Consider the following 13068-nt stretch of genomic DNA (forward strand, 5'->3'; position numbering starts at 1 on the left):
AACCACGAGACTCAGCGGTGCCTGCTCCACGCCCACGGACAAACCCCCCCCGCTCCAGCAGGTCAGAACGGATCTCCTGCTGGAGTATTAGGAGGGGCCTCTTTTTATCGCCAGGGCGATAAAAAGGGGCCCCTCCTTATCTCTCGGCGTGCACCCAGAGCGTCAACTCGTCGGGGCGGCGTCGGGCCAGCCGGCGCCGCAGCGTCCGGGTGGGATGCGCCACCACCCGCAGCCGACAGCCCGCGTAGGGCACCCCGCCGCGCAGCCGCCGACCCACCGCCAGCCACGCGCACACTCCGCGTTCCAGCAGCCACATCGGGGCGGCGAGCGTGGTGTGCGCCGGGAAAACCCGGGCTCCGCCGGCCCGTCGCCGGCCCAGCTCCGCCACCGCGACCGTGACCAGCCCGGCCCGCAGCAGCAGCCCCGGGCGTCGGGCGGCGAGCGCGACCGTCGCGGCCGGCAGCACCGCCAGCGCGGCCAGCAGCCACCCGGGTCGGGCCGTCTCGTCGTACGCCTGGCGGACCCGCTGCCCGAGGAAGTGCGCGGTGGTGGGCGGGAGCCGCCGCACGTACAGCCAGGCCGGTGTCGCCGTGCTGCCGCCGTACGCGCGAACGGTCCGGTGCAGCTCCAGGTTCTCGAAGAGCACGTCCGGGTCGTAGCCGCCCATGGCCAGGAAGGTGCTGCGGCGCACCGCCAGGGTGCCCGGCCAGTCCCCGCCCAGCGCCCGGTTCAGCAGCGTCCGGCCGGTGTCCCACCAGGCATGCCAGGGCAGCGGGTCGAAGTGGTTCTGCGGCCGGACCAGGTCCACCCGGTCGAGCAGCTCGTGCACGGCGCGCAGCGCCGGGAGGTCGTACCGGACGTCGTCGTCGGCGATCACCACGTGTTCGTGGCGGGCCAGCGCGACGCCGGTGAGCACCCCGAGCGCCTTGCCGTTGCGGCCACGCAGCGCGGGGTCCGGCGGGACGTGCCGGACCAGTTCCCGCCAGGCGGCGGCGTGCCGGGCGAACAGGTCCGGCGGCGAGCCGTCGACCACCACCACGTCGACCCACAGGCGCAGCTCGCGCAGGTAGCCGGTCAGCTCGTCGAGGTCACTGTCGTCGGCGGCGCGCAGCGGCAGGACGTACGCCATCGGGAGCCGGTCCGGCGCGGACGCGGCGGCGGTCCGGCCGGGGTTCCGCAGCTGGGGGACTGTCGCTCGGGTCACGTCGCCTCCGGTCGGGTCGGATCGGGTCACGCGACTTGCCCGGAATGCGGTCCCTGAAACCGTTTCGGCGGTCCCGCGCCGGGTCGGGGACGGTTGCGTCCGTAGGCGGCGTGACCAGGGCCGGGCGCGGCGGACGGCCGGCTCAGGCGGTCCGCCGGACGCCGTCGACGACCAGGCCGCTGGGCGGCAGCGCCGGCATCGTGCCAAGGTCGAGCGCGAGGTCCTGCGGCGGAACCCGGTAGCTCATCGCGCCGGTCAGGTTGGCCACCGCCCGCTTCATCAGTTCGATCGTGATCCACTCGCCGGCACACCGGTGCCCCGCGTGATGGTCGCCGCCGCCCTGCGGGACGAAGCCGAACGGATCGTCCCGCCAACCGGCGAAGCGTTCCGGCCGGAACCGCTCCGGCTCCGGCCAGAGCCCCGGGTGGTGGTTCGTGCCGTACAGGTCGAGCAGCACCCGGCGGCCCTGCGGGAACGCGTATCCCCGCCACTCGAACGAGCGGCGCACCCGGGCCGCGGTGACCGCGAAGAACGGGTAGTAGCGGCGTACCTCCTGCACGAACTGTTCGGTCGCGGTGTCGTCGCCGCGTAGCCGGTCGCGCCAGCGCGGGTGGTCGTGCAGCGCCAGCGCGGCGAAGACCACGTAGCGGTCCACCGCCACCGTGGGGCGGAGCACGTTGAGCAGTTCCACCGCGGCGATCCGGCGGGGCAGTGGCCGGCCCCGCTCGTCCCGGTGCCCGGCGACGACCCGCAGCGCGCTGCCCTCGGGCGCGGGCAGCGTGCCGGCGCGTACCTCTTCGATCAGTTCGCCGGCCCACCGTTCGGCCCGGCGGCGGGCGAGCAGGCCGCGCCAGTGTTTCGGGCCCAGCACGGCCGGCCCCTCGATCATGGCGTGCATCTCGGCGGTCCGGCGGCTGACGTCGGCCCCGGCCAGCGGCACGCCGGCCCAGGCCCAGACCGCCCGGGTCAGCATCCGGCCCACCTCGTCGTAGAGCACGACCGGGCCGTGCTCCGCCCAGGCCGGGATCCGCGCCTGCCACTCGTCGTCGAAGAGCTCGCCGAGGCGCCCGACGGCGGCCGGCGTCATAATCGACATGAACATCGCCTTGCGGGCACGGTGCGCCGGCCCGTCGAGGCCCTGCACGCCGCCGACCCCGGTCAGCGTGCGTTGCCCGCGCATCGGCATGGCGCCGCGCCGGACGAACCGCTCGTCGTCGTGGAACAGCTCGGCGGCGTCCCGGCCACGCAGGCAGATCGTCGGCTCCAGCAGCAGCCGGGCCTGCACGATGTCGGTGCCGAACCGGTCGCAGCGGGCGCCGACGAAGCGGTAGCCCTCACGCAGGAACGCCAGCGTGCTGTCCGGGCTCCGGTCGCTCGGCATGCTGCTCATCTCGGCTGCTCCTGACCCGGCTCGACGCTCGGTGCGACGTGTGCGCTGCCTACCCGGGGCGACGCGGCCGAATCCTCCATCCCACCAGCTCCACCCGGCCGGGGGAGGGGCCAGCCGGGACGGGCGCTGGCCCCTCCCCGGGCGCGGAAAAGCTGGTTGGCTCGGTGTGCGGATCGGCGGCGACCGGTCCGGCCCCCGCCGGCGCGGCGCCCGGCGGGGGGCACCGACGACGGGGAGGGCACGGATGCGTGACGATCGGGCGACACGACGGCGGCACCGCGACGCGGTGGCCGGGCTGCGCGGCGGCGGTCGCGAGGAGCCGCTGATCGCCGCACCCCGCCGGGCCGCGGCCCGCCCACCGCGGTTCTTCACCGTGCACCTCGGCTTCGCCGCCGCCGACGCCGCCGTCGCGCGGGAGCTGGCCGTGTCGTACGCGGAAGCACTCGGCCTGCTCCGCCCGGAGTTGGCGCTCGGCGCGGCGGCGTTGTCCCCGGCCGACGCCTGGCACCGCGCCGAGCGGCTGTTCTGCGGTGCGGCCGGCCCCGACGGCGAGCGGTGCGCCGACGTGGCCGACCATCCGGGCTTCCACCACGCGCCCGGGCCGGGTGGGCTCGGCTGGGGCGACGGTGACTGACCTCCGGCGCTCAGTCCAGGTCGAACTCGCCGTCCTGGGCGCCCGCGACGAAGGCGTCCCACTCGGCCTGGGTGAAGACCAGGACGGGGCCGTCCGGCTCGGCCGAGTTGCGCATGCCGATCAGGTCGTCGACGAAGGCCACCTCGACCGCGCCCTCGGACGTGTCGCCCTCCGCCCGCTGCCAGATCGCCCGAGAAAGGTCGAAATCGCCCTTGGGGTGCTGACCCATCGTTGTTCCTCCATCGCCACGCGTCACGGGAAGGCCCGTGCGGACCTCATCGGGCAGGATAAGCGGATGCCGAGCCTGACCCGTGCAGAGGCGACCGCGCGTGGCGCGTCGATCACGGTCGAGTCCTACCACGTGGACCTCGACCTGACCGGCGACGCCGAGCGGTTCCGCTCCACCACCACCATCCGGTTCCGGGCCACCCCCGGCGCCGAGACCTTCGTCGACGTCAAGCCCCGCCGACTCCGGCGGGCCCGCCTCAACGACCGTGACCTCGACCCGGCCCTGCTGGCCGACGACCGGCTGCCGGTGACCGGGCTGGCCGCGACGAACACGCTCACCGTCGAGGCCGAGATGGCCTACTCCAACACCGGCGAGGGGCTGCACCGCTTCGTCGACCCGGCCGACGGTGAGACCTACCTCTACGCCATGTCCTTCCTCGACGACGGGCCGCGCATCTTCGCCGCGTTCGACCAGCCCGACCTGAAGGCCCCGATGACGCTGGCGGTCACCGCGCCGCCGCAGTGGACGGTGGCGGCCAACGGCCCGCTCGCCGACCGGCCGGCGCCGGGGCGCTGGGAGTTCGCCGCCACCGCGCCGCTTGCGACCTACTTCGTCTCGCTTGTGGCCGGGCCCTGGCACGTGTTGCGATCCGAGCACGACGGCATCCCGCTCGGCCTCTACTGCCGGCGGTCGCTTGCCGCGCACCTCGACGCCGACGCCGCCGAGATCTTCACCATCACCGGGCAGTGCCTCGACCGTTTCCACGAGCTCTTCGACGAGCGCTACCCGTTCGGCAAGTACGACCAGGCGTTCGTGCCCGAGTTCAACGCCGGCGCGATGGAGAACCCCGGCCTGGTGACATTGCGCGACGACTACGTCTTCCGCTCCGCGGTCACGGACACCCAGCGCGAGCTGCGCGCCACCACCATCGCGCACGAGATGGCGCACATGTGGTTCGGCGATCTGGTCACCATGCGCTGGTGGGACGACCTGTGGTTGAACGAGTCGTTCGCGGAATACCTGGGCACCCGGGTCACCGCCGAGGCGACCCGCTTCGACCAGGCGTGGACGACGTTCGCCAGCCGTCGTAAGGGCTGGGGCTACACCGCCGACCAGCGCCCGTCCACCCACCCGGTGGCGCCCGACGAGGTCGCCGATGCCGCGCGGGCCCTGCTCAACTTCGACGGCATCTCGTACGCCAAGGGCGCCAGCGTGCTCCGCCAACTCGTCGCGTGGCTCGGCGACGACGCCTTCCTCGCCGGGCTGAACGCCCACTTCGCCTTGCACCGGTTCGGCAACGCCACCCTCGCCGACCTGCTGGCGAGCCTCGGCGCGGCAAGCGGTCGCGACCTCGCCGACTGGGCCGAGCGCTGGCTGCGCCGCGCGCAGGTGAACACGCTGCGGATGGAGACCGCGGTGGACGCCGACGGCCGGTGGACCGACGTCGCCGTGGTGCAGACCGCGCCGGCCAGCCACCCGGTGCTGCGGCCACACCGCATCGGCGTGGCCCATCACAGCCCCGGCAGCCCGACGCGCCGGTTCGAGGTCGCCCTCGACGCGGATGCCGACGGTGGCCGCACGCGGGTGCCCGAGCTGGTCGGTCAGCCCGCCACCGGCCTGCTGCTGCCGAACGCCGGCGACCTCACGTTCGCCAAGATCCGGCTCGACCCGGCCTCCGCCGCCGTGGTGCCGACGCTGCTCCCCGGGCTCGACGACCCGCTGGCCCGGGCGCTGCTCTGGGGCGAGGCGCTGGACGCGGTCACCGACGGGGAACGGCCCGCCGCCGCGCTGGCCGGGCTGATCGCCGCGGCGCTTCCGGCCGAGACCGAGGTGACAATCGTCGAGGACGTGCTGCTGCTCAGCCGGCGGCTCATCGACCGCTATCTCGATCCGCTCGCCCGCGAGGCCGCGCTGCTGCGGGTGGCGGGCGCCTGCGAGGCGCTGCTGGCCGGCGCCGCCGCTGGTGGGTCGTTGCAGCTCGCCGCCGCGCGGGGGCTGATCGCCGCCACCACCGACACCAGGCTGCTGGCCGGTTGGCTGGCCGGCAAGGAGGTGCCGTCGGGGCTCGCCGTCGACACCGACCTGCGGTGGGCGGTGCTCCGCCGGCTCGTGGTGCTCGACGCGGCCGGCACGGCGGAGATCGACGCCGAGGCCGCCGCGGACCGCAGCGCCACCGGCGCCGAGCAGGCCGCCGCCTGCCGGGCGGCGCTGCCCGACCCGGACGCGAAGCGGACCGCCTGGGAGATCATCACCCGCAGCACCGAGTTGTCCAACCGGCTTGTCGAGGCGACCGCCGAGAGCTTCTGGCAGCCCGAGCAGGCCGAGCTGACCGCCGGTTACGTCGAGCGCTACTTCACCGACATGCCGGAGGCGGCACGGCTGCGTACCGCCTGGGTGGCCGACTCGATCACGGTCGGGGCATACCCACGGTTCGTCGTGGCGCAACCCACCCGGGAGTTGGCCGCGGCGCTGCTGGCCCGCGACGACCTCACGCCCGGCCTGCGCCGCTGGGTCACCGACCTGGACGACGACATGCGTCGCGCGCTTGTGGCCCGGACGGCGGTGGCCGCGGCGGCGGCCTGACCGGCACCACGCCGGGCGGGTCAGGCGGCCCGCCCGGCGTGGTCCCCGGTGGCTCCCCGGCCGGCGGGGCGCGGCCTAGGATCGCGGAGTGGAGGACGACATCCGGCGGATCGGCATCATGGGCGGCACGTTCGACCCGATCCACCACGGCCACCTGGTGGCGGCGAGCGAGGTGGCCGATCGGTTCGGCCTGGACGAGGTGGTCTTCGTGCCGACCGGACAGCCGTGGCAGAAGGCGGACGAACCGGTCAGTCCGCCCGAGGACCGCTACCTCATGACCGTGATCGCCACCGCCTCCAACCCGCGCTTCCAGGTGAGCCGCGTCGACATCGACCGCGGCGGTCCCACCTACACCGTCGACACGCTGCGCGACCTGCACGCGGAATTCGGCCCGAAGGCGCAGCTCTTCTTCATCACCGGCGCGGACGCGCTGGAGCGGATCCTCTCCTGGAAGGACCTGGGCGAGGCGCTCGAACTGGCCCACTTCATCGGGGTGACGCGGCCCGGGTTCGAGTTGTCCGACAAGCACCTCCCGGCGGACTCGGTCAGCCTGGTGCAGGTGCCCGCGATGGCCATCTCCTCCACCGACTGTCGCGCCCGGGTGGGCCGGGGCGAGCCGGTCTGGTATCTGGTGCCGGACGGTGTGGTGCAGTACATCGCCAAACGGCGGCTCTACCAGCGCTGATCTCGCCCGTTACGTCCCCGTTCATGCCGGTAACCGACCAGAACTGGCAAGTCGCCGCACCGGAGGGTGTGAGAGGCTTGGAGGGTCGCACGGTTGATCGAAGGAGAACGGTGACCACCATTCCGGAACGCGCCTACGAGCTGGCGACGGCCGCTGCCCAGGCTGCGGCCGACAAGAAGGCACAGGACATCGTCATCATCGACGTGGGCGACCAGCTCGCGATCACCGACGCGTTCCTGGTGGCCTCCGCTCCCAACGAGCGGCAGGTCCTCGCCATCGTCGACGCCATCGAGGAGCGCCTGCTGGAGCTGCCGGAGAAGGCCAAGCCGGTTCGCCGCGAGGGCGAGCGGGGTGGCCGCTGGGTGCTGCTCGACTACGTCGACATCGTGGTGCACGTGCAGCACACCGAGGAGCGCGAGTTCTACGCGCTCGACCGGCTCTGGAAGGACTGCCCGCAGATCCCGTTCGTGGATCGCGACCTGGCCGACTCGGCCGCCGGCACCGCCACCGCCGAATGACCCGCCTGATCATCTGGCGGCACGGCAACACCGACTGGAACGCGCAGAGCCGGGTCCAGGGTCAGACCGACGTGCCGCTCAACGATCTCGGCCGCGAGCAGGCCCGCGCCGCCGCGCCGGTGCTTGCCGCGCTGCGCCCCGACGCCATCGTCGCCAGCGACCTGCGCCGGGCCGCCGACACCGCCGCCGCCCTCGCGGCGCTGACCGGGCTGCCGGTCCGCTCCGACGCCCGGTTGCGCGAGCGGCACTTCGGCAAGTGGCAGAGCCTGGCCCTCACCGAGGTCGCCGAACGCTTCCCGGACGAGTACGCCCGCTGGCGGGCCGGCGACCCCGACCCCGGCGCCGGCATCGAGAACCTGGACGACCTCGGCAGACGGCTCGGTGCCGCGTTCCGCGACGCCGCCGACCTGTCCGCCGGCGGCACCGTGGTGGTGACCACCCACGGCGGCGGCGCCCGGCAGGGCATCGGTCACCTCCTCGGCTGGGACCACACCGTGCTGCGCAGCGTCGGCTCGCTTGCCAACTGCCACTGGACCGAGCTGCGCGAAGACGACGTCCGCGGCTGGCACCTGCGGGCGCACAATGTCGGCCTGATCACCCAGCCGGCGCTCACCGACGCGGTCTGAGCCCACCGGCCCCGGCGCGCCGCCGCGACATCGGCTAGCGTGCCGGTCATGCCCGTAGCGGTCGTCACCGACTCCACCGCCTACCTGCCCCCCGACCTGGTCCGCGCGCACCAGCTCACAGTCGTCCCGCTGACCGTCGTGCTCAACGGCGCCGAAGGGCTGGAGGGCATCGAGACCTTTCCGGCCGACGCCACCCTCGCGTTGAGCGCGCGGCGCGTCGCGGTGAGTACCTCCCGGCCCGCTCCGGAGCAGTTCGCTCGGGTCTACCGTGCGCTTCTCGCCGAGGGCGTCGACGGTGTGGTCTCGGTGCACCTGTCCGCCGAACTGTCCGGCACCGTCGAGGCGGCCCGGCTGGCCGCCGCGGAGATCGGCGACGACCGCGTCACGGTGGTCGACAGCCGATCCACAGGGATGGGCCTGGGCTTCCCGGCGCTCGCCGCCGCCTCCGTCGCCGCCCAGGGCGCGGACCTGACCGGGGTACGCGCGGCGGCGCTGGACGCGGTCGGGCGGACCACCATCTTCTTCTACGTCGACACGCTGGAGTTCTTGCGTCGCGGCGGCCGGATCAACGCGGCCGAGGCGTTGCTCGGCACCGCCCTCTCGGTCAAGCCGATCATGCACATGCCGGACGGCGCGATCGTGGTGCGGGACAAGGTACGCACCGCCAGCCGGGGAGTGGCACGCCTGGTCGACCTGGCCGTCGAGTCGGCCGGCGACGCCGACGTCGACCTCGCCGTGCACCACCTCGCCGCCCCGCAACGCGCCGACCAACTGCTGGCGGCGCTCACCGAGCGGCTTGGCGACCGGCTGCACGACACGTACGTCAGCGAGGCCGGCGCGGTGGTCGCCGCGCACGCCGGACCCGGACTGGCCAGCGTGGTCGTCCACCGCCGCCGGTGAGCGCGCGGTCGTACGTCGTCACCGGCGGTGGGCGAGGGGTCGGGCGGGCGATCGTCGAGCGGCTCGCCGCCGACGGCGACGCGGTGGTCGTCGTCGAGCGCGACGCGAGCGCCACGGACTGGCTTGCCCGGCATCCGGCGGCGAACCGGCTGCACGCCGTCACCGGGGACGCCGCCGACGAGGTGGTCACCGGCCGGGCCGCCGACCACGCCGAGGCGCTCGCCCCGCTGGCCGGGTGGGTGAACAACGCCGCCGTCTTCCGCGACGCCGACCTGCACCGGGCGCCCGTGACCGAGGTGTTCGACCTGATCGCCGCCAACCTCCGCCCCGCCGTGGTCGGTGCCGGCACCGCCGTACGCCGGTTCCTGGCCGCCGGCGCCGACGGCGCGATCGTCAACGTCTCCTCCCACCAGGCCCGCCGGGCGGTGCCGGGCGCCCTGCCGTACGCCACCGCGAAGGCTGCCGTGGAGGGGCTGACCCGGGCGCTCGCGGTCGACTACGGCCCGCGCGGGATCCGTGCCAACGCGGTCGCGCTCGGCTCGATCCACACCGAGCGGCACGCCGCCTACCTCGCCGGGCTGGACGCGGCCGGGGTGGACCGCGTCGAATCGGAGCTGGCCCGGCTGCACCCGGTGGGCCGGATCGGACGCGCCGAAGAGGTGGCCGACGTGGTCGCCTTTCTGCTGTCGGCGGCGGCTTCGTTCGTCAACGGGGTGACGCTGCCGATCGACGGAGGTCGGGCCGCGCTCGGGCTGGACCCGGAGGCACGCTGACCGGCGCGCGGGACAACCAGCGCACACCCGCCGGCATCGTCCGCATCTCGGGACCGTCGGAGATCTTGGTATGAAAGTGCCCCTGGAGGGGCCATTTCGTACCAAGATCTCGCCCTGCTTCACAAGAGAGCATGGCGCAGCGCAGCCTGGAAACGTGGTGGCGTAGGTGAGCGAAGCGCGGCGAGCGCATCGACAGCACATCGTTGGCATGATCGGGGGGCTATCCACAAGCGCACCGATGTCCACAGGCGAGGAGTCGTGGACCGGCCCTCGGCCCACTGTCGTCGTAGCGTCCTGAGCCGTGCCAGAGGACGAGGAAGCGACGGTACGGCGGCGACTCGCCCGGCTGTTCACGCCGGTCGGTCAGACGGTTGCCGTCGCGGTGGCTTCGCCGGATCCGGTGTCCATGGTGGGCGGCGCCGACGGGCCCGAGGAGGCGCGGGAGCCCGCCCAGGGCTTGACCACCCGGCTGCCCGGGCCGGGCGCCTTCGACCCGGGTCGGCGGGGTGTCCGAGCCCTTGCCGCGGTCGCCGCGGTCGTGGTCCTGGTGGCCGCCGTGTGGGCGTGGCGGTCCCGGCCGAGCCCCGAACCCGTCCGGCCGGCCGCGCCGGTCGCGCCGGTAGGCGAGGCGCCGGGCGGCGCGGTGACCGAGGCGGTGGCGCCGGCCGGTTCGCCCGCCCAGGTGGTCGTCGCGGTGGCCGGCAAGGTCCGTCGCCCGGGCCTGGTGCGGCTGCCGGCCGGTGCCCGGCTGGCCGACGCCCTGGAAGCGGCCGGCGGCGCGCTGCCCGGGGTCGACGTGGCGTTGCTCAACCCCGCCCGCAAGGTCACTGACGGCGAGCTGATCCTGGTCGGCGTCACCGCCCCGCCGGGGCAGGCCGCCCCCGGGCCGGCGCCCGGTGGCGGTGCGCCAGGTGGTCCAGCCGCCGGGCCGGTCAACCTGAACACCGCCACGTTGGCCCAGCTCGACGCGCTGCCCGGCGTCGGCCCGGTGCTCGCCCAGCGGATCCTCGACCACCGGGAGCAGCACGGCCCGTTCCGGTCCGTCTCCGACCTGCGGCAGGTCGACGGCATCGGCGACGCCCGGTACGAGCAGCTCAAGGAACTGGTGACGGTGTGAGCGCCGACGGTGGGGACGCCGGGCCGGACCTGCGCCTGGCCGGCTTCGCGGTGGCGGCCTGGCTCGCCGCGCTGGCCGGGCTGCACTCCTCCGTCCGAGGAACCGCCTGGCTGGGCGCCGTCGCCGCCGTGCTCGCGCTTGTCACGGGCCTGAGCCTGCGCCGCGAGCGCCCCGCCGGGCGGGTCCGTCGCCACGGCTGGATCGCCGTCGCGGTCCTGCTCGGCGTGCTCTGCGGTGCGGCGGCCACCGGGGCCCGCCTCGCGGTCCGCGATGCCGCTCCGATCCGCGCGCTCACCGCCGAGCGTGCGCTTGTCACCGCCGACCTGGTGGTCCGCGACGACCCCCGCCGGGTACGCGGCGCGCCCGGCCGCCAGGCCATGCTGCTGGTCCGGGCCGACCTGGTACGCCTCACCGGCCCCGACAAAGGCCAGGTCACCGGCCCGGTACGCGGATTGGTGCTCGCCACCGATCCCGGCTGGCAGGGGCTGTTGCCGGGGCAGCGGGTCACCACTCGGGGGCGGCTCTCCGCGCCACGCGGCGGCGACCTGACCGCGGCGGTGCTCTCGGCCACCGGGTCGCCCACCCGGCACGGCGCGGCGTCGTGGCCACAGCGGGCGGCCGGCGCGCTGCGATCGGGGCTGCAACGGGCCTGTGCGCCGTTGCCGGACGCGCCGGGCGGGCTGCTGCCCGGCCTGGTGGTGGGGGACACCAGCCGGCTGCTGCCCGAGGTGGAGGAGGACTTCCGGGCCACCGGGATGACCCATCTCAACGCGGTGTCCGGTTCCAACGTGGCGATCATCGTGGGGGCGGTGCTGCTGCTGGCCCGCTGGGGCCGCGCCGGCCCGCGTACCGCGGTGGCGCTCTGCGGCCTCGCCCTGGTCGGCTTCGTCATCCTGGTGCGGCCCTCGCCGAGCGTGGTGCGGGCCGCGGCGATGGGCGCGATCGGGCTCGCCGCGCTGGCCTCCGGACGGCCCCGGGCCGCGCTGCCCGCGTTGGCCACCGCGGTCGCCGGGCTGGTGCTGCTGGACCCGGACCTGTCCGCTGATCCGGGTTTCGCGTTGTCGGTCTGCGCCACCGGCGGGCTCCTGCTGCTCGCGCCGGGGTGGCGGGACGCGCTGCGCCGCCGGGGCGTACCGCCCGGGTTGGCGGAGGCGCTTGCGGTTCCGGCCGCCGCGCAGCTCGCCTGCGGTCCGGTGATCGCCGGCCTGTCCGCGACCGTCAGCCTGGTGGCGGTGCCGGCGAACCTGTTGGTCGTGCCCGCCGTCGCGCCGGCCACCGTGCTTGGCGTGCTCGCCGCGGTGCTGTCGCCGGTGTGGCCGGCCGGGGCCGAGTTCCTCGCCTGGCTGGCGAGTTGGCCGGCGCGCTGGCTGGTGGCGGTGGCGGCCCACGGGGCGGGGCTGCCGGCCGGGAACCTGCCGTGGCTGGGCGGGGTGGCCGGCGCGCTGCTGCTGGCCGCCGTGAGCGTGGCGCTGCTGCTCGCCGCCCGGCGACGGCGGGCCCGGCGGCTGGTCGCGGTGGTCGTGGTCGCCGTGGTGCTGGGCGCGCTGCCGATCCGCCTGCTCGCCTCCGGGTGGCCGCCGCGCGACTGGGTGGTGGTGGCGTGCGCGGTGGGGCAGGGGGACGCGGTGGTGCTGCCGGTCGCCGCCGGCCGGGCCGTGGTGGTCGACGCCGGCCCGGAGCCTTCAGGCGTGGACGGCTGCCTGCGCCGCCTTCGCGTACGCGAGGTGCCGTTGCTTGTGGTCAGCCACTTCCACGCCGACCACGTGGGCGGGGTGGCCGGGGTGTTCCGGGGCCGGCGGGTGGGCGCGGTGGTGGGCCCGCCCTGGCCCGAGCCGCCCTTCGGCGTCGCCCAGGTACGCGAGGCGGCCCACCGGGGCGGCGCCACGTTGACGTCGGCGCCGGCGGGTTGGCGGTGGCGGGCCGGCGCGGTGGAGTTGGCCGCGATCGGGCCGCCGTACCCGCTGCGCGGCAGCCGCTCCGACCCGAACAACAACTCGCTGGTGCTGACCGCCACCGTGGCCGGGGTGCGGATCCTGCTCGCCGGGGACGCCGAGACCGAGGAGCAGCGGGCGTTGCGGGAGACGATGCCGGCCGGCGCGTTCCGGGCGGACGTGTTGAAGGTGGCGCACCACGGGTCGGCGTACCAGGATCCGGAGTTCCTCGCCGCGGTCCGTCCGGCGGTCGCGCTTGTCAGCGTCGGCGTCGACAACGACTACGGGCACCCTAACGCGGGCCTGCTCAGCCGGTTGACCAGGGGAGGGGCGCGGGTGATGCGTACCGACACCGACGGCGACGTGGCAGCGGTCCGGGCCGGCGCCGGCCTGGCGGTGGTGGCGCGTGGCGCCGATCGGGGGCGGTCGCGGTGAACGTGCCGGCGGGAGCGGGGATCTTGATAGCAAAGATCGTGGA

General features: G+C 75.0%; 12 protein-coding genes. 9 read left to right on the forward strand and 3 right to left on the reverse strand.

What is annotated here, in order from left to right; translation table 11 throughout:
* Nucleotides 1-136: 136 nt before the first annotated feature.
* Nucleotides 137-1204, reverse strand: coding sequence for a glycosyltransferase family 2 protein (locus tag SM450_RS20475; RefSeq protein ID WP_474621354.1), 1068 nt, complete (start codon nt 1202-1204; stop codon nt 137-139).
* A 142-nt stretch (nt 1205-1346) separates the two neighbouring features.
* On the reverse strand, nt 1347-2594 hold the full coding sequence (locus SM450_RS20480; protein ID WP_474621355.1) for a cytochrome P450: 1248 nt from the start codon (nt 2592-2594) through the stop codon (nt 1347-1349).
* 244 nt (nt 2595-2838) lie between these two features.
* Between SM450_RS20480 and SM450_RS20485 the strand changes: the two genes are divergently transcribed.
* Nucleotides 2839-3228, forward strand: a complete 390-nt coding sequence (locus SM450_RS20485; RefSeq protein ID WP_474621356.1) for a hypothetical protein — start codon at nt 2839-2841, stop codon at nt 3226-3228.
* Nucleotides 3229-3238: 10 nt separating this feature from the next.
* Here SM450_RS20485 and SM450_RS20490 read toward each other — a convergent pair whose 3' ends face one another.
* Nucleotides 3239-3457: a DUF397 domain-containing protein gene (locus SM450_RS20490; RefSeq protein WP_474621357.1), complete on the reverse strand. Its 219-nt coding sequence runs from the start codon at nt 3455-3457 to the stop codon at nt 3239-3241.
* Nucleotides 3458-3523: 66 nt separating this feature from the next.
* Between SM450_RS20490 and pepN the strand changes: the two genes are divergently transcribed.
* The 8 genes from pepN (at nt 3524) to SM450_RS20530 (ending at nt 13025) form a co-directional block, all read left to right on the forward strand.
* The gene (gene pepN / locus SM450_RS20495) at nt 3524-6040 is read left to right on the forward strand and encodes an aminopeptidase N (protein WP_474621358.1); all 2517 of its coding nucleotides are present in this window, start codon (nt 3524-3526) and stop codon (nt 6038-6040) included.
* Nucleotides 6041-6128: 88 nt separating this feature from the next.
* Entirely contained in the window at nt 6129-6725 is a 597-nt protein-coding gene (gene nadD, locus SM450_RS20500) for a nicotinate-nucleotide adenylyltransferase (protein ID WP_474621359.1), read from the forward strand.
* Between the two features lie 110 nt (nt 6726-6835).
* Nucleotides 6836-7243, forward strand: a complete 408-nt coding sequence (gene rsfS, locus SM450_RS20505) for a ribosome silencing factor (RefSeq protein WP_474621360.1) — start codon at nt 6836-6838, stop codon at nt 7241-7243.
* Nucleotides 7240-7869: a histidine phosphatase family protein gene (locus tag SM450_RS20510; RefSeq protein ID WP_474621361.1), complete on the forward strand. Its 630-nt coding sequence runs from the start codon at nt 7240-7242 to the stop codon at nt 7867-7869. The genes rsfS and SM450_RS20510 overlap by 4 nt, the downstream gene beginning before the upstream one ends.
* A 48-nt stretch (nt 7870-7917) precedes the next feature.
* Complete coding sequence (locus SM450_RS20515; RefSeq protein ID WP_474621362.1) at nt 7918-8769, forward strand: DegV family protein; 852 nt, start codon at nt 7918-7920, stop codon at nt 8767-8769.
* On the forward strand, nt 8766-9542 hold the full coding sequence (locus SM450_RS20520) for an SDR family NAD(P)-dependent oxidoreductase (protein WP_474621363.1): 777 nt from the start codon (nt 8766-8768) through the stop codon (nt 9540-9542). The genes SM450_RS20515 and SM450_RS20520 overlap by 4 nt, the downstream gene beginning before the upstream one ends.
* 301 nt (nt 9543-9843) lie before the next feature.
* A complete protein-coding gene (locus tag SM450_RS20525) occupies nt 9844-10659 on the forward strand; it encodes a ComEA family DNA-binding protein (RefSeq protein ID WP_474621364.1) in 816 nt (271 codons plus the stop codon).
* A complete protein-coding gene (locus tag SM450_RS20530) occupies nt 10656-13025 on the forward strand; it encodes a ComEC/Rec2 family competence protein (protein WP_474621365.1) in 2370 nt (789 codons plus the stop codon). Before SM450_RS20525 ends, SM450_RS20530 begins: the two co-directional genes overlap by 4 nt.
* The last annotated feature ends 43 nt before the right edge of the window (nt 13026-13068 follow it).

It is taken from the genome of Micromonospora marincola, assembly GCF_056150385.1.